This is a genomic window from Mesorhizobium comanense (genome assembly GCF_005503535.1).
Lineage (GTDB): Bacteria > Pseudomonadota > Alphaproteobacteria > Rhizobiales > Rhizobiaceae > Mesorhizobium > Mesorhizobium comanense.
This window is the reverse complement of the sequence record NZ_SCNN01000026.1, coordinates 22,786-49,088: the sequence shown is the minus strand read 5'-3', so window position 1 is coordinate 49,088 and position 26,303 is coordinate 22,786. Positions and strand designations below refer to the sequence as shown.

Genomic DNA, 26,303 nt, shown 5'->3' with positions numbered 1-26,303 from the left:
AAACGGCTTTTCCTGGGAGGACCAGTTCGCCGGGGCTGGCAATGAAAACGCAGCGACTTCGGCGCGAGATGGACGCCAAGGGACAACAGCCCCCCGGCAATTCTCCACCTCGACGCTCAGCCTCTGGCGCGGCGGCTCGCCGGTCGCGTCCTCAGCCCTTCAGCCGTTCGCCCTTGGGATCGTACCAGCCCTTGAGCTGCGCCCGCGCCGGATAGCGTTTCCAGGCGATCTCGACCTCCAGCGGCATGGCGGCGAGATAGGCGTCGGTGACACCGTCCGCGCATTCGACATAGGCCATGCCCAGCGAGGCGCCGATGCGATGGCCGTACGCGCCTGAAGTGACCGAGCCGACGATGCGCCCGTCGCGCCAGACCGGCTCGTGGTGGTAGAGCAGCGGCGCCGCTTCATCCTCCAGCCGCACCTGCACCAGCCTGCGGCGTATCGGCCCGGCTTCCTTCTGGCGCAGCAGCGCCTCGCGCCCGATGAAGCCGCCCGGCTTGTCGAAGGCGACCGCGAAGCCGAGGCCACCCTGCAGCGGCGAATCCTCCTCGCCGATGTCGTGGCCCCAGTGGCGGTAGCCCTTTTCCATGCGCAGCGAGTTGATGGCGAAATAGCCGCCATGGGCGAGCCCGAACGCGGCGCCCGCCTCCACCAGCCGGTCGAAGACGTGGGCGGCGAACTCCGCCGGCATGTAGAGCTCGTAGCCAAGCTCGCCGACGAAGGTCAGACGGCTGGCGCGCACACGGGCATAGCCGAGGTCGATCTCGCGGCTGGTGCCGAACGGGAACGCCGCGTCGGAGAAATCATCGGGCGAGACCGCCTTCAACAGGTCGCGCGCCTTCGGCCCCATCAGCGCCAGCATCGGCAGGCCGGACGTGACGTCGCGCACGAAGACATGGGCGTCCGTGGGAATGTTGCGCGTCAGCCAGGTCATGTCGCGGCGCTGCGACACCGCGATCGTCACCACCATGAAGCTGGTTTCCGACAGCCGCGTCACCGTCAGGTCGGCCTCGATGCCGCCGAGCTCGTTCAGCCATTGCGTGTAGACGACCCGGCCGACGGAAACGTCGATGTCGTTGGCGCAAATGCGGTTCAGCGCCTTCAGCGCGTCGCGGCCCTCGACCTCGTATTTGACGAAGCAGGAATGGTCGAACAGCGTGACATTCTCAGCCGTGTTGCGGCATTCGGCGCCGCAGAGGTCGAACCAGTTCTGCCGCCCGTAGGAATATTCGATTGTCGGGGTGACATCGCGCCCGGCGAAGAAACCGGGGCGTTCGAAACCGGCCGCCTCGGTCATGAAGGCGCCTTCGGCGACGAGCCGGTCGTGGAAGGGACTGCGCCTGATGCCGCGCGCCGTCTCGAACTGCCGGTAAGGCCAGTGCATGTCGAACAGCAGCCCGAGCGTTTCGGTGGTACGGTCGTAGAGATAGCGCTTGTTCGCCTGGAAGGAGACGGTGCGGCGCACGTCGACATCGGCGAGGTCGACGGGCGGGCGGCCATCGCGGATCCATTCCGACAGCGCCTTGCCGACGCCGCCCGACGACAGGATGCCGATCGAGTTGAAACCGCAGGCGCAGAACAGTCCGGCGACCTCGGAGGTCTCGCCGATCAGGTAGCGGTCGTCGGGGGTGAAACTTTCCGGCCCGTTGAAGAACAGCTTGATACCGGCCTCGGCTAGCAGCGGCACGCGCCTGGTCGCCATCTCCAGGATCGGCTCGAAATGCTCGAAATCCTCCGGCAGGGAATCGAAGCAGAAATCCTGCGGGATGCCGTCATGGCCCCATGGCTTGGCGTTCGGCTCGAAGCAGCCGAGCAGCAGCTTGCCGGCATCCTCCTTGTAGTAGGCGCACTCGTCGCCCATGAACAGCACCGGCAGGTTGCGCGGCAGTTCGGGAATCGTCTCGGTGACGATGTAGAAATGCTCGGCCGCATGCAGCGGCAGCGTCACGCCGGCGCTTGCCGCGAGATCGCGCGACCACATGCCGCCGCAGATCACGACGCGCGAGGCGCGGATCTCCCCCTGCTCCGTGACGACGCCGACGGCACGGCCGTTCTCCACCAGGATCCTGTCCACCCTTGTGTTCTCGAAGATCCTGGCGCCGCGCATGCGCGCGCCCTTGGCGTAGGCCATGGTCACGTCGGCCGGATTGACCTGGCCGTCATGCGGGAACCAGAAGCCGCCGACGATGCCGTCGAGATCGATCGGCGACCAGCGCTCCTTGATCTCGCCGGGGCTGACCTTTTCGACCGGCAGGCCGAAATTGCGGCCCATCGAGGCGCCGCGCGCCAGTTCCTCCAGCCGCGCCTCGGTGCGCGCGACGCGCAGCGAGCCGCGCCGCATGAAGCCTGTCGCCTGCCCGGTCTCCTCTTCCAGGCTGGCGAACAGCTCGCCGGTATATTTGGCGAGTTCCGTCATCTGCCGCGTGGCGCGCAGTTGCGTGACCAGGCCCGCCGCATGCCAGGTCGTGCCGCAGGTCAGTTGCTTGCGCTCGCACAGCACGACATCGGCAATGCCGAGCTTGGTCAGGTGGTAGGCGATCGAGCAGCCGGCCACGCCGCCGCCGATGATCACGACATCCGCCCTGGCGGGCAAACGATTGGAGGTTGTCTCCGTCACCTTCTCACTCCCTGATATGCTGATTGTATTGGCGCCGCCGCCTCAGCCATGCGGCGCGTTGCCGGCCTCGCGGGGCTTCGCCCAGGCGAAACGCCGCTCGAAACGCTTCTGCAGGAACATCAGCGCGTAGACCATGGCAAGATAATAGATCGAGGCGACGGAATAGAATTCCGCGTAGCGGAATGTCGAGGCGACGCTCTGCTGCGTCACCGCCATCAGTTCCGTCAGCGAGATGACCGAGGCGAGCGACGTGGTCTTCAACAGGCTGATGAACTCGTTGACGGTCGGCGGCAGCGCCACCCGCAGCGCCTGCGGCACCGCGATCAGGAAGAACACCTGCGGCTTGCGCAGGCCGAGCGCCGCGCCCGCCTGGTATTGCCCGCCATCGACGGCCGACAGCGCGGCACGGTTGATCTCCACCTGGTAGGCCGCCTCATTGAGCGTCAGCGCCAGGAAGGCGGCCATGAAGGGCGAGAACCAGGCTTCACGAAACACGGGCGATATCTGCGGCAGGCCGTTCCAGACGAACAGCAGCAGCAGCAGCGCCGGCAAGGCGCGGAACAGCCCGACATAGGCCGTGGCCGCCCAGCGCAGCCACAGCCGCTTGCCATCGAGAGCAAGCGCAAGCGGCAGCGACAGTAGGATCGCCGCCACATGCGAAATCACGGTCAGTGCGAGCGCCACCAGCGCGGCCTTGAAGAAGGTCGCCGAAAACAGCGTTGACCAGAAAAGACCCGCGTCGAAACTCACCGCAGCGTTCGCCCGTCTCTATTCGCCGACGCCGGCGATCGTCGACATCGGCAGCTTCCACTGCTCGGCGATGGTCTTCATCGTTCCGTCGGCCAGCAGCGCCTTGACCGCGCTGGCGACCGCCGCCTGGTCGGCCTCGTCCTTGCGGAAATAGGCGGCGTACTGGTCCGCCGCGCCGGCGGCGTAGAGGATCTTCAGTTCGCCGGGCTGCTGAAGGTCGCGATAGGCGAACTCGGTATCCTGGCTGATCGTACCCGTGGCGCGCCCGACCATCACCTGCTGGATGGCATCGGTCTGCTTGGGATAGGTCTGCAGCGTGATCTTGTCTCGACCGGCCTTGGCGAGATCGTCGTTCACCTTGTTCAGGAGGTCGATGTAGGAGGTGCCGGTCTGGACGGCGACCACCTTGCCGGAGAAATCCTCATAGCTCTTGTAGGCAGTGGCGTCATCGGCCTTGCCGATCATGACGACGCCGGTCTTCAGGTAAGGCACGCCGCTGAACTTCTCGAGGCGCTCGGGCTTGAGCAGCGCGCCGCTGATGACGATGTCGCAGCGCTTGGATTCCAGGCCCGGCAGCAGGCCGTTGAAGTCCATCGCGGTGATGTTGGCCTCGACCTTCCAGTGCGCGGCGAGCGCCTTGACGACGTCGATGTCGATGCCGACGGGCGGCTCGCCCGGCGTCTTGACGAATTCCATCGGCGGGAAGGTCGGGTCGACGCAGGCCTGCAGCTTGCCGCCCGAAACGAAGCTCGGCCCGTCGGCGAGCGCGGGTGTCGCGGCGGCTGGCACGGCGGCGAGCAGGACATAAAGGCAGATCGATTTTCTGGACATGGTTCACCTCTGGTTTCGGCTCTTGGCGGCCTCGCATTAGGCTTGCCCAGAGTTCTTAAATAGTCAACATAATTCGCTATTACCGAACAAGCCTTGTACAGAGCGCCCCTTGCCGGCTAAAGCTGTGCCATAGTGCCGGGCAACAGGCCGAATCGGAGGAAGCGTTCGTGTCGGACACACAGACCAGCAAGCGAAGCGCCCCCAACATCGGCAGGCTGCTGCGCGCACGACGCCGCGAACTCGACATGACGCTGGACGAAGTCGCGGGCGCCGCCGATCTCACCAAGAGCTTTCTCAGCGACATCGAGCGCGACAAGACCTCGCCCTCGGTCGCCTCGCTGGTCAGGCTCTGCGAAGTGCTGGCCCTGCCGGTCGGCGACCTCTTCACCCCTGCCCGCTCCGGCGTGGTGCGGGCCGACGACCGGCCGCCCATCCGCTTCGGCGGCACCGACGTTTCGGATTTCCTGATCTCGCCGGCCGAGGCCAAGCGCCTGCAGGTGATCTATTCCGACATCGCGCCCGGCGGTACCGGCGGCGAGAAGCTCTACACGCTCGCCTGCGAGGAGGAATTCGTCTTCGTGCTGGAAGGCACGGTCCGCATCGTCGTCGAGGACGTCACCCACGAACTCGGCGTGGGCGATGCCATCGCCTTCGATCCGCGCCGCCCGCACACTTTCGCCAACGCGTCGGAGACCGAACCGGCAAGGGCCTTGTTCGTGATGACGCCGCCGCCGCGCTGACCGTGACGGTTGGCGGGCGGCGACGCGGCTCACGCTGGCCTGTCGGTCCGCATCCGGTCCGCCATCAGGCAGATCATCTCGAAGGCCACAACCATGGCGTTCATCGCGGTGATCTGGTTGGGGCTGTCCTTGGTCGGCATCAGGCACACGATGTCGCCGCCGACGATGTTGAGCCCGCGCAGGCTTTGCAGGATGCGCACGGCGTCGCCGATCCGCAGGCCGGGATAGCCGGGCTCGATGTTGGAGACGCCGGGCGCGTCCGCGGGGTCGAGCACGTCGAGGTCGAAGGTGATGTAGACCGGCGCGTCGCCGACGCGGGCGCGCACCTGGCTTGCCACCTTCTCCCAGCCATCGCGCTCGATCTCGTCCATGCCGATGACGCGGTAGCCCAGTTCCTCGCTGGTGTTGCGCGAACCGGGCGTGCCGACATTCGGGCGGATGCCGATCTGCGAGGAGCGCGCCGGATCGACATTGCCCTCCGTGGCGGTGTAGCTGCTCCAGTGCGCCGCCGAGCGCCGGTTGCCGAGCCAGTGCGGCAGGTGGTGGTAGCTGTCGGTGTGGGAGTCGAAATGCACCAGCGCCACCGGCTTGCCGTCCGTCATCGGCGAACCCGGCCCGGCGACCGCCTTGAGCAACGGCCCGGTGATCGAGTGGTCGCCGCCGATCGAGACGAGACGCGTGCCGGCAGCCGCGAAGCGCTTGGCGTAGAGCTCGATATGGCGCACGCTGGTGTCGTTGACCATTGCTTCCGGCAGCGGCACGTCGCCGGCGTCGACGACGTTGCAGACATCCCAGGGCACGAAGCCGAAACGGCCATGGCCGCGCCGGTAGAGCGCCGAGACATGGCGCACCGCGCGCGGACCCAGATGCTGGTCGCGCTCCGTCGAGCCGTTGCCCGAGGAATGCGGAACGCCGAGCACGGCGATGTCGCCCGCCCCCGGCTCCTCGTTCCAGGGCGCGCGGAAAAAGGTGGGAATGCCCCACCAGTACCAGCGCTCCATCTCCTTGCGCGCTGCGGCCCAGTCCACGGTATCGGCTTCGATCTGGCTCATCATAGGTTCCGTATTTACGAATAATGTTCGCCAATACCGTACCAATGAATGACAAAACGTCAAGCGCCGCCGCTGGCCTTACATCGCTGGTCCGAAAAGTGGCGCACGGCGACGGCCGACGGCCCACGCCGCGTTTCTGGCGCGCCTCGACGCTCCGCCGCGACCGAACGATCGGTTGCGCCGCACGATGACGACAAAGGCTCCCTGGGATCACGCATGAGCCTGTCGGCTCCGGTCCCGCTTGCCAATCATCATCAACTCGGCGATTTCTCGTCGGGCATCGCCTCGCTCGACGAATGGCTGAAGAAGCGCGGCCGCCCCAATCAGGCTGGCGGCGCGTCCCGCGTTTATGTGGCTTGCGAGGACAATCGCATCATCGGTTACTACGCGATTGACGGTGGCGATGTGCAGATGATCGAAGCTCCCGGACATTTCCCACGCAACATGCCCGATCCCATCCCATTTGCGGTGCTCGGCCGGTTGGCGGTCGACCAATCCTGTCACGGCCGGGGCATTGGCCGTGCGCTGGTAAGGGATGCCGGACTGCGGATGCTCCACGCCGCCGAGATAGTGGGGATCAGAGGCATCCTGGTGGATGCCATCTCCGAGGATGCCCGAGCTTTCTATATTGCTGTCGGGTTCGAACCCTCCCCAATCGAACCGCTGACGCTCATGGCCACGCTTGCCAATGTCAGCGCAAGTCTTTGAAGAGCCCGGCGCGCCGTGAGACCGCCTCTCAGTGAGAGGCGGGCCCCCGATCCTAGTGATCAAAGAAGGTAGAAGCGGCTGTATCCCACCGCAACACCGCCTACAAATGCGACTTCGATGCTCGAAATCGGCTGGTTCGTAACCAAATATCCATGCGATTGGTAACCCAAAATGCGCCCATCTCCGAGCGCGAATGTCGAAAGTCCCGAACCCGTTATCTTTTGCGAAGTGGGCGATATGGCCAACGTAAATTCCACCATTGCGGTTGCATCGATGCTCCACCCATTTCTGCCGACGTAGAACCCGGGACCGCCGCCAGGCGCTTGTTCCCATTCGCCGGCAGAAGCATCACCATTCATCATAACAAATCCACGATAACCGCTGTTTTGGTTGTTAACCGTAATAAGAAGCCGGCGGTCCGCGCCTTGCGCGTTCAATTCTCCGTTTGCCAGAATCTTTACGAAGCCGCTAGTCAACGCCGATTTTGGCTTGAATGACAAAGCGTTTAGTTCAAACTTTGCTTCTCCCAGAAGTGTTTCACTCATCTAATTTCTCCCCTGTGATTGCGCGAGCCGCGCAGTTGCCACACAGTGGAGAAAAACAGAGTTCACAAAAGGAGTCGAGCCGAATATTTTTCCAATGTAATACGTATTTACTTACAAATACATATCCGGCCGAGTTCTACAAATTCGAAGTTCGAAGAAATGGATAATGCCTGGAAATGTGCGTTAGATGCGATAAGGTTAGGTAGGCTGGCATTGTCCGCGGTCGGAAACCTCAGCTAAAGTACGGCATCCAGCATCAGATAAGCCCCCAGCGCCAGCAGGCCGACCAGGAACACCTTGCGGAAGGTTTCCACGCTGAGCTTCTGGCGCAACGCCTGGCCGATGAACATGCCGGCCAGCGCCGGCAAAAGCGCCGCGATCGATCCCGCCAGTTGCGCCGTCGGCGAGCCAAGCGCGCCGGTCCTGGCCAGCCCGATGGCAAGCGCCACGGTCGACACGGTGAAGGACAGGCCGAGCGCCTGGATCAGGTCTTCCCTGCCGAGCCGCAACGATTGCAGGTAGGGCACGGCAGGAATGACGAAGACGCCCGTCGCGCCGGTCACCAGCCCGGTCGCAAGGCCGATCAGCGGCGAGACCCAGGCTTCGTGGCGTGCCGGCGTGGTGAAGCTCAGCTTCAGCAGACCGAGAACGGCGTAGACCACCAATGCCGCGCCAAGCCCCGCCGAGGCGAAGGCCGTGTATGCGCCGGTGAGCAGCCCTGCGCCGGCGTCGGTTCCGATCATGACGCCGGCCATCATCGTCCACAGCCTCCGACACAGCCCGCCAAAGGCCGGGCCGGTGAACAATTGCCAGAGATTGGTCACCATGGACGGAATGAGCAGCAGCGCGGCGGCCTGCGCCGGCGGCATGGTCACGGCCAGCAACCCCATCGCAACGGTCGGCAGCCCCATGCCGACGACGCCCTTCACGAACCCAGCGGCGAGGAAGACGGCGCCCACCCAGGCGACAACAGCGGCGCTCAGCATGAATGGATCTCCGGCATGTCGGCGCGCTCAGTCATGCAGCAGCATGTCCACCGCGTCCGGGCCGGCCCGCTCCGGCGCGGCCTCGCGGCCGTAAACCGTTGCCGGCTCGCGCTCCCTCGGATCAGTGTAAGCCCGCGCCATGGCAAGCGAGGCGACCGCCACGGCCAGCACGACCGCCATGCTCTCAAGAATGCCCAGGCCCTGCCGGTGTGGTGTTCTTCCGCTCATTGCACATCTCCGTGCAAATGATTTGACGTATGCGGGGACAAGCCACAATGTGGAAGTTGCGGCATCAGCCTTCGTCCAGGCCGAAGGCTGGGGAGAAACGAAAATGCGCTTCGACCTTGTCGATCTGCGGCTGTTCCTGCTGGTGGCCGAGCGCGGCAGCATCACAAGTGGCGCGGCACTGGCCGGCCTTGCCCTGGCTTCGGCCAGCGCCCGCATCAAGGGCATGGAGGAGAGCCTTGGCGCGCCGCTTCTGGAGCGCCGCCGCCGCGGCGTCGCGCCGACCGCCGCCGGACAGGCGCTGCTCCACCATGCGCGCGCCGTGCAGAACCAGATCGAGGCGATGGCCGGCGATCTCGGCGCCTATGCCAGCGGCCTGCGCGCCCGCGTCCGCCTGATGGCCAACACGGCGGCGACGGGTGAAATCCTGCGCGACGCCTTGCCAGCCTTCCTTGCCGCGCATCCCGGCATCGACGTCGAACTCGACGAGCGCCCCAGCCACGAGATCGCCGAGGCGGTGGCCAGCGGCGCCGCCGATCTCGGCATCGCCGCGACCTGGGCCGGCCTCGCGCATCTGGAGCAGCGGCCTTTCTTCATCGATCGCCTGGTGGTGATCGCCGCGCGGGACCGGCCCGGGGCGCTATGCCTCGAAGGCCACGCCACCGGCCTCGCCGACATACTCGGCGAAGCCTTTGTCGGCCTCGGCGCCGGCCATCCCCTTCAGGAACATATCGCCCGGCAGGCCGCCCGCCTTGGCGGCCACCTGCACTTCCGCATCCGCGTGCCCGGCCTCGACAATGTCTGCCGGCTGGTGTCGCAAGGCGCCGGCATCGCCATCGTGCCCGAAAGCGCGGCGCGCCGCGCGGCACGAACGCTGCGCCGCCTGCGGCTGACCGATGAATGGGCGACGCGCCAGCTCAGCCTGTGCGCCCGAAGCTTCGAGGCGTTGACGCCGCAGGCGAAGCTGCTGGCCGATGCCCTCGCTTGAGGCCTGCGCCTTCAAGAGCGTTCCCACAGATGGCGTTCGACGTCCATGCGCTGATGCAGGACGCGGATGACATCGAGCGCGGTCTCGGACAGGCGGAAGAAGACGAAGTGTTGGCCAACCGGGTATTTGAAGTAGCCGGCGCGGACATCGACACGACGACCGGTTTTCACGCCCCGCGCCAGGTCTTCGGCTGTATCGATCAGATCGCGGTGATACCGGTCTGCCTGCTTCAGCGACCACTGCCTGTATGTGTAGAGCCAGATCTCTTCCAGATCCGCTTCCGCCATGGGTGAGAACCGGCATTCGCGGCTCTCACTTGGCATGCTTGGCCCGCATCCTCGTCAGGAATGATGCGCTGTCGAAGGCAGCCGGTGTGCCGGAAGCCTCGCCGGCAATAAGGGCGGCTTGCAGAGCGGCGACCTTGGCCTCTTGTTCCTCAAGCAGGCGCAGACCTGCGCGCACGACATCGCTGGCCGAGCCATAACGGCCCGTCTCGACCTGCGCATCGATAAAACCGGCGAAATGATCGCCAAGGGAAACAGATGTATTTCGGGGCACGGACGCTCCTTTAGTTGATCAGGACATTCTATACCAAAAATTGGTATATGTCATGTCTTCCGCGCGATGCATCCGTTTGACGCCGGAACCAGCCAAGGCTCGCATAGTTCTTGCGCGGGCCGTTGACCCGCCAAACCTCGGCCCATTCATCACCGCGAAAGAAGAACCGGCCGGCATAGAGATCGGCGCCGCATTGATGGCGCACGCTCTGCGCGGCCTTCGCTTCAAGCTCGATGAAGTCGCGGCCGTCGGCATGAAGCACGCGCGTCGCTGTCTCGCCGGGCTCGATCCTGTAGCTGCGGCTGGCCGGCATCTCGCGCACGCCGAACCGCAACAGGCCCTGCTCGGTGAAGGCGGACGCCGTGATGACGGCGGTGCCCTCGAAACGATGCCGGGCGCCGGTGAGGAAATCGATCACCGTGCGCCGCACTGTCCAGCCGCCCGCGAGCCTCTCGTCCATCCGCTTGTCCCGCCGGTCAGATCACCCAGGGCTGCCGGGCGCCGAGATCGACGATCACCGACTTCACCTCGGTATATTCGTCGATACCGGACGGCCCGGTCTCGCGACCGAGGCCGGATTGCTTGTAGCCGCCGATCGGCATTTCCGGACCGCCTGTGATCGTGGTGTTGATCCACATGCGCCCGGCGCGGATGCCGCGCATCAGGTCCATGCTCTTGCGCAGGTCGCTCGACCAGATCGTGGCGGCGAGCCCGTATTCGGTGTCGTTGGCCATGCGGATCGCATCGGCGGTCGAGCTGAAGGTGGAAATGCCCAGCACCGGTCCGAACACCTCCTCGCGGGCGATGGTCATGTCCGGCGTCACGCCGGTGAACAGCGTCGGCTCGACGAAATAGCCGGCCTGCGGCTCCATGCGCGCGCCGCCTGTCACCAGCCTGCCGCCCTGCGACTTGCCCTGGTCGATGAGGCCGAGGATGCGCGTCATCTGCGTTTCGTTGACGATGGCGCCGACCCGCGTCTCGGGAACCAGCGGGTCGCCGACGCGCACCTTGCCCATGAGGTCAAGGATGCGCTCGGTGAGCGGCTTCTCGACGCTTTCATGGACGATCAGCCGGCTGCCCGACACGCAGCACTGGCCGGCATTGTGCAGCACGCCGTAGACGATGCCGTCGGCGGCCTTGTCGAGATCGGCATCGGCGGTGACCACCACCGGGTTCTTGCCGCCGAGTTCCAGGCTGACCTTCTTGATGTTGGCCGCCGAGGCGATGACGGTCGAGCGGCCGACACGCGTCGAGCCGGTAAACGACACCATGTCGATGTCCATGTGGTTGACGATCGCCTGCCCGACCGGATCGCCGTAGCCGGTGACGATGTTGACCACGCCTTCCGGCAGGCCGGCCTGTTCGAGGATGCGGCCCATCATCAGCGTCGTCGAGGATGTGTGCTCGCTCGGCTTCATGACCACGGTGCAGCCGGCCGCCAGGATGAAGGGCAGCCGCTCGGCCAGGATGTAGAACGGGAAATTCCACGGCGTGATGAGGCCGACAACGCCGATCGGTTCACGCAGCACCAGACCCAGCGAGTCGTGGCCGAGATTGTTGAACGTCTCGCCATGCATGGCCTGCGCCTGGCCCGACGCGTAATACCAGAGGTCGGCGGCGCCGGTGACCTCGTTGACCGACTGCCACAGCGGCTTGCCGCTTTCGAGCGTCTCGATCAACGCCAGTTCGTCCTTCTGCTGCAGGATGAGGTCGGCGGCCTTGCGCAGGATCGCCGCGCGGCTGCCCGCCGGGATCTCCGCCCAGCCGCCACCCTCGAACCGGCGCCTGGCCGCCACGACCGCCTTGTCGACATCGGCGGCCGTGCCGCGCGGCACCACCGAGACAGGCACGCCATGCGCGGGGCTCAGGCGCACGATCTCGCCCCCCTGGCTGTCACCCCAGCTCCCGCCGATCAGGTTCTGGAACTTGCGGGGCGCCGATGGCAGCTGGGGATGAACGGTCATGTCGAAAACTCCATGATGAAACGGCCGGAAATTCAATATCGGCCCTTATCGCCCGATATTGCCGGCGGGACAAGGAACCGGCCGGGAGCACGCCGGCGGGGATGCTGTCACAATCGATGACAGCGCCCTGGAATGCCGTGGATGCTTGAGCCCGATACCTCACCGCTGTATTTATCCAGATATATCGAAAAGGAGAAATCATGGAAGCGACGGCACAGCACGACGAAGCGGCGCGCACCGAAGCGCTCAGGGGTGCCGAGCGCATGGCGCTGAACCTTCTCGACGCGATCGAGGATGCCGGGTTCATCCAGGCGGGACGCACCGAACGCGAGATCGAACTCGATATCCGCGCGCTGGCCAGGGAGAAGTTCGGCATCGAGCGCGACTGGCACAAGCGCATCGTGCGCGCCGGCATCAACACGCTGTCCACCGCCGCCGACAATCCGCCGATCCGCACGGTGGAGGACGACGATATTGTCTTCCTCGACCTTGGTCCGGTGCTGGAAGAATGGGAGGCAGATGTCGGCCGCAGCTACGCGGTCGGCCCCAATCCGCAAAAGCACGCGCTCTGCCGCGACCTGCCGCGCCAGTTCGACATCGTGAAGCGCCACTTCGAGGAGAACCCCGAGATTTCCGGCGCCGAACTCTACGCCTTCGCCTGCGACTCGGCGCGCAAGGCCGGCTGGAAATTCGGCGGCAAGATCGCCGGCCACATCGTGGCCGAATTCCCGCACGCCCGCATTCCGGGCGTCAAGCAGCTCCATCACGTCAGCCCCGAAAACCCCGACCCGATGCGCAACCTCGACGCCAACGGCCGCGTGCGCCACTGGATCCTGGAAATCCACCTGGTCTCACCCGACGGCGCCTTCGGCGGCTTCTATGAAAGGCTGCTGGAGGGGTAAGTTCGACAGGGCGGCCGCCCATCCCCGCAAACTAGTCCTCCAGCGACGGCGTGTTACCGGTGGAGCGCAATGCACGCGCCGGCAGCGAAAGCCTGCGCACACATCGTGGCCGAATGCCCGCATTTCGTTCGCCTCCCGGAAGCTTCAATGCGATTTGCCCAGGGACCGCAAGCCGGCAACTGCGCCACGATATTCGACATAATCCTTGGGACAGGTGCTGACGGCGATGCGGTAGAGTTGCAGGGCTTCGTCGTCGCGGGCCTGCAGCCGATCGAGTTCGGCGGTGTAGAAATTGGCTTCACACACGCGCCCGCCCCTCACCGCAAGGTCCGCGGAACCGGCATCGGCCAGGGCCTGCGCGGAAGTTTCTTGCCCCAGCAGCATCTTCATCACCGGAGCCGGCCATTTCGACATGTCCAGCCTTGCGGCCGCATCCTTTAGATGGCCGAGCTCACCATTGCGCCGTTCGACAATGTCGAGCCAGATGGCAAAATAGGCATTGCCGGGCGAAAGCGCTGCCGCCTTGGTGAAATCGGCCTGCGCCTTGGCCGGCATACCGGAATAGAAACGCACCATGCCACGACCGGCATATGAGTTGGGAAGGTTCGGATCGAGCGCGATCGCCCGGTCGTAGTCGGCAGCGGCGCGGGCAAGATCATCTTTGCCCATCCAGGCAATCGCCCTGTTGCCGTAGGTTTTGGCCTGGTTGGGATCGAGCGCGATCGCCCGGTCCAGATCGGCAAGCGCACGCTCATACTCGGCCATCTCGTTCAGGACCAGGCCTCGATCGTTCAACGCCATGGCGTTTGTCGGCTCGAGCGTGATGACCTCGCTATAATCGGCAACGGCGCGGTCTCTCTCGCCCTTCTTGAGCCACTCCGTGCCCCTGCTGAAATACGCGGCCGCCATTTTGGAATCGAGAGTGATCGCCTGATCGAAATCGGCGATCGCGCGATCGCTGTCGCCCTTGCGCGACCACGCCAGAGCTCTGTTGTAACGGACGCTGGGGTCCTTCGGATCGAGGTCGATCACCTTGCCGTAGTCCTCGATCGCCCGGTCGTAGTCGCCCTTGCGCCACCAGATCATGCCGCGACGATAGTAGGCATGAACGTTCTCGGGATCGAGGCCGATCACCTTGCTGTAGTCGGCCATCGCGCGGTCATCGTCGCCCTTGGCGTCCCAGACATCACCCCGAAGGCTGTACGAGCTGGCATTTTTCGGATCGAGCGAGATGGCCTGGTCGTAGTCAACCTTGGCGCGCTCGCCATCGCCGGTCCGCGCCCAGCTTAGACCCCGGTTGTGGTATGCCCTGGCGTCCGTGGGATTGAGCTTGATGGCCGCATCGTAGTCGGCGATCGCACGTTCGTCATTGCCCTTGTAGGACCAGGCAAGGCCTCTGTTGTAGTAGAATTCGGCATTGTCCGGATCCAGGAAGATCGCCTGATTCAGGTAGGTGATCGCACGATCGTAGTCGCGCTTGAATATCAGGATGATGCCGTTGTTGTAGTAGGCGCCCGACATCCCCGGATCAAGGCCGATTGCCTTGTCGTAGTCGGCGAACGCATTGTCTTTGTCGCCGCGGCTCGCCAGAACGCCGGCGCGTTTGAAATAGGCCGCGGCACGGTTTTCCACGGTCTCCGTCTTGTCTTCGATTATGGCGGTGCAGGCGGTTGTCTTGCGGACCGCCTCGACCCCTTCATTGACGCAGTCGGCATGGTCCTTGACGGCCGCCACCGCCGCCGTCTCGAGCGCGAGGAGGAGCATCGTGACGGCGGTCAGGGTTGGGCGAAAACCAAACCTCACGGCGTCTTGCCCATGGCTCGCAGGGCCATGAAAGCCGCCGTGTATTCGGTGAAGGCGCGCGGGCAGTCGCGCAGGGCGAGCCGGTAGAGATCCACGGCTTCGGCGTCGCGATGCTGCAGCCGCAGGAACTCCGCGACGAACACGCGCGCCTCGCACAGATGCTCGTTTTTCGTCGTGGCGTCGGGATCGTCGGCGGCGGCCAGCGTGGCTTCGGGGCCTTGCCGGCCGAGGAACAGGCTGACCACGGGCGCCGGCCATTTCGTGACATCCAGCCTGGCATTGCCCAAAACGCTCGGCAGCCCGTCGTGCCGTCGCGCTATATCGAGCCACATGGCGTAATAGGCGTTGTAGCGACCGTCGGGATTGACCCCGAACGCCTGTTCGAAGTCGGCCTGCGCTTTTTTCAGCGAGCCCGTATAGAAGCCCAGCAGCCCACGGTCGCCATAGGCGCCGGCATCGCGGGGATCGAGCCGCACCACCTCGTCATAGTCGGCCAGGGCCTGATCGTAGTCCGCCTTGTACACCCGCGCCAGACCGCGGCATGCAAAGGCGGACACGTCCTTTGCATCGAGGCTGATGGCCTGGCTGCAATCCGCCACGGCGCGGTCGTAGTCGGCTTTGTAGATAAAGACGCGGCCCCTGCCGCTATAGGCTCCGGCATAGCCGGGATCGACCGAGATAGCCTGATCATAGTCGGCGATCGAGCGGTCATACTGGCCTTTGCGGGCAAACACCCAGCCCCGGTTCCTGAGGGCCAACGTATCGCGCGGGGCGAGCTTGATGGCCTGATCATAGTCCGCGATGGCGCTGTCATAGTGCGCCTCGCGGCTGAACACCCAGCCCCTGTTCCTGAACGCAATGGCCATGTCGGGCTTGATCATTATGGCGACGTTGAAATCCGAGATGGCGCGGATGAAGTCGTTCTTGGCTGCCCAGGCCCGGCCTCTGTCATTGTAGACCCAGGCATCTCCCGGCGTGAGGACGATGGCCTGCTCATAGTCCGCGATGGCCCGGTCGTAGTCACCCTTGTCGGCCCAGATCAGGCCGCGATTGTCGTAGGCCCTGGCGTAATTCGGATCGATGCCGATCGCCATGTTGAAATCCGCCAGGGCATGGTCGGGGTCGTTCTTGAGCGACCAGGTCCAGCCGCGATTGTTGTAAGCCACCGCGTCGTTCGCGTTGACGGTGATCGCCTGGGCATAGTCGGCAATCGCGCGGTCGTAGTCCTTCCTGCCACGCCAGATGTCGGCGCGGTCGCGCAAGGTCTCGCCATCGGTGGGATCGAGCCTTATCGCCTCGCTGTAGTCCGACAGCGCCCGGTCGGTGTCGCCCAGTTTCATCCAGGCGTCAGCGCGCCATCGATAGGCATGGACATGGTTCGCATCGAGGCTGATCGCCTGGCTGTAATCGGCGATGGCGCGCTCCGGATTGCCCTTGGAGGTCCAGGCCAGGCCGAGATTGAAATACTGGTCGGGATCCTCGGGGTCGAGAAAGATCGCCTGGCTGTAGCTGGTGATGGCGCTGTCGTAGTCGCCCTTGCGCAGATAGGCGTTGCCACGAAGATTGTAGAGACTGTTGTTTTCCGGCTCGAGGCCGATTGCCTTGTCGAAATCGGCGATTGCCTTGTCGTAGTCTCGCTTCTGGCTGTTCCAGATCACGCCCCGGTTGCCATAGGCGATGCCAAGCCTCGGGTTGAGCTCGATCGCCTTGCCGTAATCGGCGAACGCACGGTCGTAGTCGCCCTTGTGGTCCCAGGCGAGGCCGCGATTGTTGAAGGCGTCGGCATCCTTGGGATCGAAGGCGATGGCCTTGTCGTAATCGGCGATGGCGCGGTCATACTCGCCGGTCGTGTCCAACGCGTTGGCGCGGTTGAAATAGGCGAGCGCCTGGTCGCTCGCCGAAGCGGCCTTGTCCTCCAACACATTGGTGCAGGCGACGATGCGGTTGGGCGCGGTCAGCTTGTCGTTGCCGCAATCCTCCAGAGGGCCGGCGGCCAGAGCGGGAACGGCAAGTGCGAGCAGCATGGCAACGCTGCTCAAGGCCCGCTGCGCATGCCCGCTCCGGTATCGATGAAACATCATGCAGACAATACCAGGATCACGACTGCCGGTTGCTGTGCTCATAAAGGCTTGATCAGACAAATCCTTGAGCCGCGCAAGTCGGCCTGACGACGAAATCATGCAAGCCAGTCGATGCCGGCAAGGTTTACTGGGCGTCCAGCTCGGCCACGCAGGCGACGTGCCCGCCCGAGCGGATCAGCCGGATCGGCACGCCATAGGCACCGGACAGAACCGTCTCCGTCAGGATCTCTCCCGTGGCCCCCAGCACCGGCGGCTGGTGCGGCGACATCACCAGCGTGCGGTCGGCCAGCGCATAGGCATGGTCGGGCGCGTGCGTGGTGAGGATGACAGCGAGCCCGCTTGCCGCGAGCCGGCGCACCAGCGAAAGGAAGCGCGCCTGGTTGGCGAAATCGAGATGCGCGGTCGGCTCGTCAAGGATCATCAGCCGGGGCGCCTGCACCAGCACGCGCGCGATCTGCACCAGCTGCCGCTCGCCGCCGCTGATCTCCGAATAGGCGGCGTCGATGAGATGGCCGATGCCGAGCGTTTTGAGCGCGTCCTCGGTCATCCGCGCCGCCTCCTCGCCCGGCGCGTCGAACAGGCCGAGATGCGGCGCCCGCCCCATCTCAACCACCGTGCGCACCGAAAAGGCGAACACCGTCTCGTAGCTCTGCGGCACGAGCGCCAGCAGCCGCGCCACCGCCGCGCGCGACAAGGAAGCGATCGGCTGGCCCTCCAGCAGCACCGAACCGGCGCCCGGCGCGGAAAGCCCGGCGAGGCAGCGCAGCAGCGTCGACTTGCCGACGCCGTTCGGCCCCAGCACGCAGACCACCTCGCCTGCGGCGATGTCGAGACTGACGCCCGAAAACACCGGACTGGCGCGTCCGGGATAGGAGAAGGCCAGATTGGCGGCTGCGAGGATCATCCCTTCACGCCCAGCCCAGCCTGCCGCGCCCCAGCAGCAGCATGAACACCGGCGCGCCGACGATCGCCGTCAGGATGCCGAGCGGTATTTCCGCCGCGGTGACCGTGCGGGCGACATCGTCGATGATCAGGAGGTAACAGGCGCCGAGCGACAGCGTGGCCGGCAAGAGCCGCCGGAAATCCGGCCCGACCAGGATGCGCGCGAAATGCGGGATGACCAGCCCGACCCAGCCGATGATGCCGCTGATCGACACGGCCGACGCCGCGATCAGCGTCGACAGCAGGATCATCGCCAGCCGCAGCCGCGCCACCTCGACGCCCATGATGCGCGCCTGCTCGTCGCCCATCGCCAGCACGTTGAGCCGCCAGCGCAGCGCCAGCAGGCCGGCGACGCAAGGCACCGTGACGACGATCACTGGCACGAGGTCCGCCGTGGTGACGGAAGACAGCGAGCCGAGCAGCCAGAATTCGATGACCGGCAGCTTGGAATTGGGATCGGCGACATATTTGAGCAGCGACAGCAGCGCCGTGAACAGCGAGCCGACGATAACGCCGCCCAGCACCAGCGCGATGGTCGAGTTCAGCCGGAAGAAGCGGTTCATGGCAAAGCACATCGCCACCGCCAGCAGGCCGAAGGCGAAGGCGCAGGCCTGCGTGGCGTAGCGCTCGCCGAACAGCAGGATCGCCACCGCCGCCCCAAAGCCGGCGCCCGCCGAGACGCCCAGCGTGAAGGGCGAGACCAGCGGATTGCGGAACACGCCCTGATAGCAGGCGCCGGCGACCGCCAGCCCGCCGCCGACCACCATGGCGGCAAGCACGCGCGGCAGCCGCACATCGAGCACCACGGAGGTCACGACAGGCGGCCAGTCCTGCGCGATCGGCAGAAATTGCGCCGCGATCACCTTGATGACGGTGAGCGGTTCGACGGGATAGCGGCCGAGCAGGAAGGAGATGAGAAAGAGGATGATGGGCAGCGCGACGAGCAGGATGGTTGCAAGGCTGCGGGTGACGGATGTGCGCATGGGCTAGCGCCTGCACGTGGTGGCTGGGCACAACTTTCTTGAATGGCGAGCTTCGCGATTGGCGGTTCCTCGCCCCCGCGAAGCGGGGGAGAGGTGGATCGGGCGAAGCCCGAGACGGAGAGGGGGCAGCGCGACGGTCAAGATTTGCCTGTTAACTGACGCGCAACCCGCTTCTCATCATGCGTCTTGTTTTGAGCCGGCTTTGGCTTCACGGACGTTGCTCCCCTCTCCGTCTCGGGCTGCGCCCGAGCCACCTCTCCCCACTGCGTGGGGCGAGGAACCCAAGTCCTGATACCCCGGCCCTCAATTCGGCCCCGTATACGCCTGCCCGTAAAACTGGCGATAATACGCATCGGCCTGCTTCTGCATGTCGATATCGGCGAAGCGCTCGGGGTAGAGCTTCTTGGCCATCCACAATTCGCCGAGCGCCAGCGCTTCCGGCAGCGGATAGCCCCAGGGTTTCACATATTCGGGCGTGATGTAGATGCGCTTGTTCTCGACCGCGTCGACATGCTGCCAGGCGGCGCCCTTCCTGATCTCGTCGGCCACCGGCGCATAGCGGTCCTGCACGAAGATCACCTGCGGGTTCCAGGCCAGCACGTCCTCCATCGACACCTTGGTCGCGCCGCGCACACCGGCCGCGACATTGATGCCGCCGGAGCGCTTCATGATAACGCCGGTGTATTTGCCCGAACCATAGGTGTTCATCTCGGGATTGGCCATGTAGAGCCTGACGCGCTCGGCGTCGGGAATGGAAGCGACGCGGTCCTCCACCTGCTTGCGCTGCGCGAAGGCGTAATCCAGCAGCGCATCGGCCCGCTCGCGTTTCCCCACGATGTCGCCGATCAGACGCACGCCGATCTTCAGCCCTTCGGCATAGGCGACGTCGTCATCGGCGAAGGTCGGGTTGAGCTTCGGCGCCTCGACCCCCTCGCCTTTCGACAGCGAGATCGCCACCACCGGCAGCCCGGCCTGGGACATCTGCTCGATCATCGCCGGCGGCGCGTAATTGGTGACGAAGACGACGTCGGGCTTGAGCTTCAGCACCTCCTCGACATTGGCGGTCGACAGATCGCCGGGCATCGGCAGGCCGGTCAGTTGCGGCGCGTATTTGTCGAGGCCGGGAATGAGCTTCGGCCAGGTGCGCAGCACGCCGACGATTTTGTCGGCCGCGCCGAGCTCGACCAGAATGTCGAGCGTCTGGTGCTGCAGCACGACGATGCGCTCGACCTTGTCGGGCACCGTCACCGTGCGGTTCAGCTGATCGGTGACCGTGCGCGCCATCGCCGGCGCGAAGGCCATGAGCGAGGAGATCAGGGCAAGGGCGAGCATCGAGCCGCGACGCAAAATCATTGGAAACCTCCCGGACGCAATCGGTATGTTTCAATGCATATAGCGCGAGACCTGAGGCGGCAAGCTCACCCCGGCAGGCGATCGCGCGCTGCCTCCCTTCTCCCCTTGTGGGAGAAGGTGGATCGGCGCACAGCGCCGAGACGGATGAGGGGTGTTCCAGGGAACGCTATCGTCTCACTCCGCTGGAACACCCCTCATCCGACCTCGCTGCGCGAGGCCACCTTCTCCCACAAGGGGAGAAGGAAGAGATGCCACGCTCACATCCCTTCCGGCAACGCCACCGGCCGGAAGCCGAAATCGCGCAGGATGCCCTGCCCGGCGGCCGACATGACGAACAGCGCGAAGGCCATCGCGGCCGGCGAACTCTGCGCCAGCGTCGCCAGCCCGTATTCCGGCACGACATTGACCGCTGCCGGTATCTCCACGATCTGAAGACCGCCGGTTTCCTTCACCAGACCCGTCAACCCCGTGCGGTAGCCGAGGAAAACATGTGCCGTGCCGGCGGCCAGCGCCGCCGCGATCGGATCGTAGCGGCCGGGCATGTTCTGCGCCTCCGAACCGCCCACCAGCTTCTGCGCCTTGGCGTCGAGCAGCGCGAAGGCGCCCGGCCTGACCGCCTCGATGCGCCGGAAGATCGCCCAGGCGTAATCGCCCGGTGATCGAGGCATCGCGCCGAACGGCGGCGGCCATGGCATTGCGGGCGAACACCACCGCCGGCCGCGCCAGCCCCTGCTCGGCAAGCCGCGCCGGATGCGCAAAGCTCGCCGACAGGAAGATATCGGGCCGCTCCCCTGCCTCTATACGCTCGCGCAGCAGACCGGCGGGGCCGAGGCGGGTTTCGGCGGTGACGCCCGTGACAGCATGAAACGCCGAGACGAGCGACGGCAGCACATGGCGCAGGCTGCCGGCCGCGTAGATCATCATCACCGGCTTCTTCGCTGGAGCCATTCTTTTACCCCTTTTGCCTTCGAACGAAGCCGTGTCTGAAGCCATCGGCAGAACCCGTGCACAGCCGCGGTTCCGCCATGAGCTTCAACTGCGCGTGATCGTCGTTATATCCGTAACAAAATAGCGTTTGCCTTCGTATGGCTCTGTATGTCGTCTTGAGCGAATGTTCAATCCGGCCGCAACCGACACTGGGAAGCCGTCACCATGATCCTGTTCCTGCTCGCTTATCTCGGCGGTGTGCTGACCATCGTCAGCCCCTGCATCCTGCCGGTCCTGCCCTTCGTCTTCGCCCGCGCCGACAAGCCGTTCGTCAGGAGCGGCCTGCCGATGCTGGCCGGCATGGCCGCCACCTTCGCGCTGGTGGCGACGCTGGCCGCCGTAGGTGGCGGCTGGGCAGTGCAGGCCAACCAGTATGGCCGCGTCGCGGCGATCGCGCTGCTGGCGCTGTTCGGCGTCGCGCTGCTGCTGCCCGGCCTTTCCGAGCGGCTGACGCGGCCGCTGGTCGATCTCGGCGCGAGGCTGTCAATGTCGGCGGACCGCAGCGCCGCCAGCGGCGGCTCCGGCGTGCTGCCCTCGTTGCTGCTGGGCGTCGCCACCGGCCTGCTGTGGGCGCCTTGCGCCGGCCCCGTGCTTGGCCTGATCCTGACAGGCGCGGCCTTGCAGGGCGCCAATGTCGGCACCTCGCTTCTGCTGCTGGCCTACGCGCTGGGCGCGGCCACCTCGCTGGCGCTGGCGCTGCTGGTCGGCGGCCGCGTCTTTGCCGCCATGAAGCGCTCGCTCGGCGTCGGCGAATGGGTGCGCCGGGGGCTGGGCGTGCTGGTGCTGGCCGCGGTCGCGGCAATAGCGCTCGGGCTGGACACCGGCTTCCTCACCCAGGTTTCGCTCGCCAGCACCTCGTCACTCGAACAGGGCCTGCTCGACAAGTTCAACGCCGCCAGGAACGATCAATCCGCCATGGCCGGCGTCGCCATGAAGAGCGGCGAACCGGCGATCAAGTCCGACAATTCACCGGCCATGGCGCCAGCCACCATGGCGATGACCGGCGCGCCTGCAATGGCCCCATCGATGGCGATGACTGGCAAGCCGGCGCAGCCGGCCATGGACCTGCCGGTCGAGGGTGCCCTGCCGTCGCTCGACGGCGCGGTGGAGTGGCTGAATTCGCCGCCGCTGACCGCCGAAACTCTCCGGGGCAAGGTGGTGCTGGTCGACTTCTGGACCTATTCCTGCATCAACTGCCTGCGCGCCATCCCCTACGTCAAAGCCTGGGCCGAGAAGTACCGGGATCAGGGACTGGTGGTGATCGGCGTGCACGCGCCCGAGTTCGCCTTCGAGAAAGTGGTCGGCAATGTCAGGGGCGCGGTATCCGACCTCAAGGTGAACTACCCCGTCGCCATCGACAACAATTACGCCATCTGGCGCGCCTTCAACAACCAGTACTGGCCGGCGCACTACTTCATCGACGCCAGGGGGCAGATTCGCCATCACCATTTCGGCGAAGGCGATTATGACGGGTCGGAACGCATCATCCAGCAGTTGCTGGCCGAGGCCGGCAACACCAAGGTGGCGGGCGACATCGTCAAGGTCAGCGCCACCGGCGCGGAGGCAGCCGCCGCCGAGGCCGACATGCGCTCGCCCGAAACCTATGTCGGCTATGGCAGGGCGGAGAACTTCGTCTCGCCCGGCGGCGCGGTGCGGGACGCCGGCCATGTCTATGCCGCCGGCTCGCCGCAGCTCAATCAATGGGGCCTTGACGGCAACTGGACGATTGCCAAGGAGAACGCGCTGCTGAACCAGCCCGGCGGCGGCATCGCCTACCGCTTCCATGCCCGCGACCTGCATCTGGTGCTGGGACCCTCGGCCGACGGCAAGCCGGTGCGCTTCAAGGTCACCGTCGACGGCAAGCCGCCGGGCGAGGATCACGGCACCGATATCGATGCCGACGGCAACGGCACGGTATCGGGCCAGCGCCTCTACCAGCTGGTGCGCCAGAGCGGCGCCGTCAGCGACCGGCTGTTCGAGATCCGTTTCCTCGACCCCGGCGCGCAGGCGTTTGCGTTTACGTTCGGGTGAAGGGGCTTCGCCGGTAAGCGTAGCGCTCTACGGCGCCCCCCTCTGTCCTGCCGGACATCTCCCCCACGAGGGGGGGGAGATTGGCGGTTGCGGCGCCGGCTTCATCTTTCAACGGTGAAGATTGGCGAAAGCCGCGGTGACAGCCAATCTCCCCACCTGTGGGGGAGATGTCCGGCAGGACAGAGGGGGGCGCCGTAGAGCGCGGCGTCAGCGACGATTGCTTTTATCAATATTAAAAATCACGACAGTTGAGAGCAGGATTAACCTTTCTGCAAAGCGGACTAAGCAGAACGTCAGCGTTCTGAGTTCCAAAGTCCTATGAAACCAGCCTCTCGTCACCATCGCATAAAATTGCACTATTATTGACTCAAGTGCAATTTGATGGCATCGTAAGCCAGCATTCGAAAAACCGGCCTGGAAGCCCAGGCGAGCAGCGCCCGTCGCTGCTCGCCACGGCATTCCATTGCCAAGAGGGAACAAGGCTCCGGGGGCAGGACGCTCCCGGGGGAACGATCAATGACGCCTGCCGGAAGCCAGTCGCGAACCGGCGATACCGGCAGCAGGGACAACAATGCCAGAAACAACAATGGGAGACACTGACATGACCAATCCTTCGAGTGGCGCGTCGCCCGGGCTGCAGCCCGGCGCGATCAAGGTGTGGGAGAGCGTGCTGATCTCGATCGCCTCCTCGGCGCCGGGCCAGGCGACGGCGGTTTCGCTCGGCCTGCTCATTCCGGCCACCGCCTATGCCGGCGGCCTGTCGATCATGGCGACGACGGCGGCGATGCTGGCCATCGCCTGGTCCTATCACCGGCTCAACATGTGGGACCAGAATGCCGGCGGCGCCTATGTCTGGGTCGGCCGCGCCGTCAGCCCGTATCTGGGCTATCTCGTCGGCTGCGTCATGCTCGCCGGCTACATCCTGGGCACCGTCAGCGACATACTGCCGATCGGCCCGTCGATCCTGACCCTGTTCGGTTTCGCCGATGTCTCGAACCCGTGGGGCGAGGTGATCTCCGCCACCATCCTGGGCGGCATCACCATGGTCTATGCCATTATCGGCATCCAGCTCACCGCCCGCTTCCAGACCATCATCTCGGCGATCGAGCATGTCATCCTGATCTCGTTCTGCTGCATCGGCGTCTATGTGGTCTTCATCCTCAAGCGCGAAGGCACGGTGACGCCGTCCTGGGCCTGGCTGATGCCCTCGGGCGTCGGCGGCGGCGGCAGCCTCGTCGCCGGCATGATCGTCGCCGTCTATCTGTTCACCGGCTGGGACACATCGATCTACCTCAACGAGGAGACCGAGAAGCCGGAACTCAATCCGGGCAAGGCCGCCCTGTGGTCGGTCGGCATACTCGGCGTCTACTACACCGTACTGGTGGTGACGCTGCAGGGGGCTGCTCCGCTCGCCGCCATCAGCCAGCATCAGGATTCGGCGTTGATCTTCATCGCCCACCAGCTCGTCGGCTCGCCCTGGGACAAGGTGATGGCGCTGGCCATCGTGCTGTCGATCCTCGGCACCACGCAAGCCTTCCTGGTCGGCGCCGCCCGCATATCCTTCGCCATGGCCCGCGACAAATTGCTGCCGCGCGTGCTGGGCGAGATCAGCCCGAAATACCGCACGCCGGCCAAGGCCACGATCATCTTCGGCCTCGCCATGATCGTGGCGACCTGGCTCTACGTTTTCCTGTCCTCGGTCGCCGGTGCCTTCGACACGGTGGTCAGCGTCGTCGGCATCATGTTCGCGCTGTTTTATGCCGTCACCGGCTTCACCGCCACCTGGGCCTTCCGCGCCACCGTCGCCGCCAGTTTCGGAAACCTCATCAGCCTTGGCCTGGTGCCGATGCTGGGCGCGGTCACGCTGCTGGCCATCGCGCTGGCCTCGATCCGCGATCTCGAGCCGGCGGCCCTGTGGTCGCTGATCGGCATCATCGCGCTCAGCTGCGTGATGATGGTGATTGCAAGGTTCGGCGCCGGCGCCGCCTTCTTCCGCACGCGCGCCCAATCGGCGGTGCCGCAACGCGCCTGACCCGGTTCCCCTCCCCTGTGGAGCCGGTTGCCCCTCGCTGGTCCGCGATGACCAGCGAGGGGCTCTTTTTTCCTGGGACCGCTACAAAACCCAGCAGGGAACGCCAGGCTCAGGCCGCCGTCGGATAGTCCGTGTAGCCTCGGGCGTCGCCGCCATAGAAGGTCGCCTTGTCCGGATCGTTCAGCGCGGCATCGTGCTTCAGCCGGCTGACGAGGTCCGGATTGGCGATGAACAGCTTGCCGAACGCGACAAGGTCCGCATAGCCCTCGGCGATGGCCTTTTCGGCCAGCGCCTTGTCATAGCCATTGTTGACCAGCCACGCGCCGTTGCCGCCGGCCTTGCGGTAGGCGGCCTTGAGTTCGGCATAGTCGAATGGCCGATCGCCCTGGCTGAAGTCGCGCGCTCCGCCGGTCGCGCCCTCCACGACATGGACATAGGCCAGGCCGCGCGTGCCGAGGCCCGCCACGACGTGGTTGAAAAGCGGCTGCGGATCGGTATCGGAAGCGTCGTTGGCCGGCGTCACCGGCGACAGCCGGATGCCGGTCCTGCCGGCGCCGACCGCGCCCGTGACCGCGTCGACCACCTCGAACAGCAGCCTTGCGCGGTTCTCGATCGAACCGCCATAGGCATCGCCGCGATGGTTGGTGCCTGAGCGCAGGAACTGGTCGATCAGGTAGCCATTGGCGCCGTGGATCTCGACGCCGTCGAAACCGGCCTCCTCGACCGCGGCTTTCGCGGCGCGGCGGAAATCTTCGACGATGCCCGGGAGTTCGGCAAGTTCCAGCGCGCGCGGTTCCGAGGTTTCGACGAACTCGCCGCTGCCATCCGGCTTGACCAGGAAGGTCTTGGATTTCGCCCTGATCGCGGATGGCGCCACCGGCTTGCCGCCGCCGGGCTGCAGCGTGTCGTGCGAGATGCGGCCGACATGCCAGAGCTGCACCACGATCTTGCCGCCGGCCTTGTGGACGGCATCCGTGACACGCTTCCAGCCGGCCAGCTGGTCCGCCCCGTAGAGGCCGGGCACGTCGGCATAGCCCTGCCCCTGATGGCTGATGGCGGTGGCCTCGGTGACGATAAGCCCGGCGCTGGCGCGCTGGCTGTAATAGGTGACGGCCAGGTCGCCGGGCACCGCGTTGGGCGAGCGGTTGCGCGTCAGCGGCGCCATGACGATGCGGTTGGAGAGCGCAAGGTCGCCGACGTTCAAGGGATCAAAGAGGGTAGCCAT

The 26,303-nt window shown here is 65.4% G+C and carries 23 protein-coding genes and 3 pseudogenes; 7 read left to right on the top strand and 19 right to left on the bottom strand.

The features are described from left to right. Positions 1-151: 151 nt before the first annotated feature. The 3 genes from FFS37_RS29940 to FFS37_RS29930 are packed head-to-tail and all read right to left on the bottom strand — an operon-like array spanning position 152 to position 4,198. Complete coding sequence (locus tag FFS37_RS29940; RefSeq protein ID WP_137934567.1) at positions 152-2,617, bottom strand: GcvT family protein; 2,466 nt, start codon at positions 2,615-2,617, stop codon at positions 152-154. Positions 2,618-2,659: 42 nt separating this feature from the next. After that, on the bottom strand, positions 2,660-3,367 hold the full coding sequence (locus FFS37_RS29935) for an amino acid ABC transporter permease (protein WP_137934566.1): 708 nt from the start codon (positions 3,365-3,367) through the stop codon (positions 2,660-2,662). 18 nt (positions 3,368-3,385) lie between these two features. After that, positions 3,386-4,198, bottom strand: a complete 813-nt coding sequence (locus FFS37_RS29930) for a transporter substrate-binding domain-containing protein (RefSeq protein ID WP_137934565.1) — start codon at positions 4,196-4,198, stop codon at positions 3,386-3,388. Positions 4,199-4,365: 167 nt separating this feature from the next. Between FFS37_RS29930 and FFS37_RS29925 the strand changes: the two genes are divergently transcribed. Beyond that, positions 4,366-4,938 (top strand): helix-turn-helix domain-containing protein, encoded by a 573-nt coding sequence (locus FFS37_RS29925; RefSeq protein ID WP_137934564.1) that lies wholly within the window; start codon positions 4,366-4,368, stop codon positions 4,936-4,938. A 29-nt stretch (positions 4,939-4,967) separates the two neighbouring features. On the opposite strand, the gene FFS37_RS29920 is transcribed toward FFS37_RS29925, so the two are convergent. Next, on the bottom strand, positions 4,968-5,990 hold the full coding sequence (locus tag FFS37_RS29920) for an arginase family protein (RefSeq protein WP_137934563.1): 1,023 nt from the start codon (positions 5,988-5,990) through the stop codon (positions 4,968-4,970). 127 nt (positions 5,991-6,117) lie between these two features. On the opposite strand from FFS37_RS29920, the pseudogene FFS37_RS29915 reads away from it, so the two are divergent. Together FFS37_RS29915 and FFS37_RS29910 are read left to right on the top strand one after the other, a co-directional pair. Continuing rightward, a pseudogene (locus FFS37_RS29915) lies at positions 6,118-6,210 on the top strand (type II toxin -antitoxin system TacA 1-like antitoxin); the annotation flags it as partial. Continuing rightward, a complete protein-coding gene (locus tag FFS37_RS29910; RefSeq protein WP_137934562.1) occupies positions 6,207-6,698 on the top strand; it encodes a GNAT family N-acetyltransferase in 492 nt (163 codons plus the stop codon). The pseudogene FFS37_RS29915 and the gene FFS37_RS29910, both read left to right, overlap by 4 nt. Positions 6,699-6,757: 59 nt before the next feature. Here FFS37_RS29910 and FFS37_RS29905 read toward each other — a convergent pair whose 3' ends face one another. From FFS37_RS29905 to FFS37_RS29895, 3 genes are all read right to left on the bottom strand, one after another. Next, positions 6,758-7,243 carry a hypothetical protein gene (locus FFS37_RS29905; protein ID WP_137934561.1) on the bottom strand — a complete coding sequence of 162 codons (486 nt, stop codon included), beginning with the start codon at positions 7,241-7,243 and terminating at the stop codon, positions 6,758-6,760. A 236-nt stretch (positions 7,244-7,479) separates the two neighbouring features. Next, the gene (locus FFS37_RS29900; RefSeq protein ID WP_137934560.1) at positions 7,480-8,229 is read right to left on the bottom strand and encodes a sulfite exporter TauE/SafE family protein; all 750 of its coding nucleotides are present in this window, start codon (positions 8,227-8,229) and stop codon (positions 7,480-7,482) included. A 27-nt stretch (positions 8,230-8,256) separates the two neighbouring features. Continuing rightward, complete coding sequence (locus FFS37_RS29895) at positions 8,257-8,457, bottom strand: hypothetical protein (protein ID WP_137934559.1); 201 nt, start codon at positions 8,455-8,457, stop codon at positions 8,257-8,259. 103 nt (positions 8,458-8,560) lie between these two features. Between FFS37_RS29895 and FFS37_RS29890 the strand changes: the two genes are divergently transcribed. Further along, positions 8,561-9,442 (top strand): LysR substrate-binding domain-containing protein, encoded by an 882-nt coding sequence (locus FFS37_RS29890; protein WP_137934558.1) that lies wholly within the window; start codon positions 8,561-8,563, stop codon positions 9,440-9,442. A gap of 11 nt (positions 9,443-9,453) precedes the next feature. On the opposite strand, the gene FFS37_RS29885 is transcribed toward FFS37_RS29890, so the two are convergent. The 4 genes from FFS37_RS29885 to FFS37_RS29870 are packed head-to-tail and all read right to left on the bottom strand — an operon-like array spanning position 9,454 to position 11,964. Further along, positions 9,454-9,729 carry a type II toxin-antitoxin system RelE/ParE family toxin gene (locus FFS37_RS29885; RefSeq protein WP_232375816.1) on the bottom strand — a complete coding sequence of 92 codons (276 nt, stop codon included), beginning with the start codon at positions 9,727-9,729 and terminating at the stop codon, positions 9,454-9,456. 25 nt (positions 9,730-9,754) lie between these two features. Then, the gene (locus tag FFS37_RS29880) at positions 9,755-10,000 is read right to left on the bottom strand and encodes a type II toxin-antitoxin system ParD family antitoxin (RefSeq protein WP_137934556.1); all 246 of its coding nucleotides are present in this window, start codon (positions 9,998-10,000) and stop codon (positions 9,755-9,757) included. A gap of 28 nt (positions 10,001-10,028) precedes the next feature. Continuing rightward, positions 10,029-10,460, bottom strand: coding sequence for a DUF6314 family protein (locus tag FFS37_RS29875; protein ID WP_210240490.1), 432 nt, complete (start codon positions 10,458-10,460; stop codon positions 10,029-10,031). A 16-nt stretch (positions 10,461-10,476) separates the two neighbouring features. Continuing rightward, the gene (locus FFS37_RS29870; protein ID WP_137934555.1) at positions 10,477-11,964 is read right to left on the bottom strand and encodes an aldehyde dehydrogenase family protein; all 1,488 of its coding nucleotides are present in this window, start codon (positions 11,962-11,964) and stop codon (positions 10,477-10,479) included. Positions 11,965-12,164: 200 nt separating this feature from the next. Here FFS37_RS29870 and FFS37_RS29865 point away from each other — a divergent pair, with 200 nt between their 5' ends. Beyond that, positions 12,165-12,866: a M24 family metallopeptidase gene (locus FFS37_RS29865; protein WP_137934554.1), complete on the top strand. Its 702-nt coding sequence runs from the start codon at positions 12,165-12,167 to the stop codon at positions 12,864-12,866. Between the two features lie 144 nt (positions 12,867-13,010). Here FFS37_RS29865 and FFS37_RS29860 read toward each other — a convergent pair whose 3' ends face one another. From FFS37_RS29860 to FFS37_RS36650, 7 genes and pseudogenes are all read right to left on the bottom strand, one after another. Continuing rightward, on the bottom strand, positions 13,011-14,630 hold the full coding sequence (locus FFS37_RS29860) for a tetratricopeptide repeat protein (RefSeq protein ID WP_171026477.1): 1,620 nt from the start codon (positions 14,628-14,630) through the stop codon (positions 13,011-13,013). A gap of 35 nt (positions 14,631-14,665) precedes the next feature. Continuing rightward, positions 14,666-16,708, bottom strand: a complete 2,043-nt coding sequence (locus FFS37_RS29855) for a tetratricopeptide repeat protein (RefSeq protein ID WP_171026476.1) — start codon at positions 16,706-16,708, stop codon at positions 14,666-14,668. A gap of 166 nt (positions 16,709-16,874) precedes the next feature. Continuing rightward, positions 16,875-17,585 (bottom strand): annotated as a pseudogene (locus tag FFS37_RS29850) (ABC transporter ATP-binding protein); the annotation flags it as partial. Between the two features lie 73 nt (positions 17,586-17,658). Next, a complete protein-coding gene (locus FFS37_RS29845; protein ID WP_137934550.1) occupies positions 17,659-18,675 on the bottom strand; it encodes a FecCD family ABC transporter permease in 1,017 nt (338 codons plus the stop codon). Between the two features lie 303 nt (positions 18,676-18,978). Next, on the bottom strand, positions 18,979-20,028 hold the full coding sequence (locus FFS37_RS29840; protein WP_137934549.1) for an ABC transporter substrate-binding protein: 1,050 nt from the start codon (positions 20,026-20,028) through the stop codon (positions 18,979-18,981). Between the two features lie 257 nt (positions 20,029-20,285). After that, positions 20,286-20,696: a substrate-binding domain-containing protein gene (locus FFS37_RS29835; RefSeq protein WP_171026475.1), complete on the bottom strand. Its 411-nt coding sequence runs from the start codon at positions 20,694-20,696 to the stop codon at positions 20,286-20,288. Positions 20,697-20,751: 55 nt separating this feature from the next. After that, a pseudogene (locus FFS37_RS36650) lies at positions 20,752-20,949 on the bottom strand (substrate-binding domain-containing protein); the annotation flags it as partial. 231 nt (positions 20,950-21,180) lie between these two features. On the opposite strand from FFS37_RS36650, the gene FFS37_RS29825 reads away from it, so the two are divergent. Together FFS37_RS29825 and FFS37_RS29815 are read left to right on the top strand one after the other, a co-directional pair. Continuing rightward, entirely contained in the window at positions 21,181-23,046 is a 1,866-nt protein-coding gene (locus tag FFS37_RS29825; protein WP_137934547.1) for a cytochrome c biogenesis protein DipZ, read from the top strand. Positions 23,047-23,647: 601 nt separating this feature from the next. Beyond that, positions 23,648-25,078, top strand: coding sequence for an APC family permease (locus FFS37_RS29815; protein ID WP_171026474.1), 1,431 nt, complete (start codon positions 23,648-23,650; stop codon positions 25,076-25,078). 109 nt (positions 25,079-25,187) lie between these two features. Here the strand turns inward: FFS37_RS29815 and FFS37_RS29810 are convergent, their stop codons facing one another. Beyond that, the gene (locus tag FFS37_RS29810; protein WP_137934545.1) at positions 25,188-26,303 is read right to left on the bottom strand and encodes an alkene reductase; all 1,116 of its coding nucleotides are present in this window, start codon (positions 26,301-26,303) and stop codon (positions 25,188-25,190) included.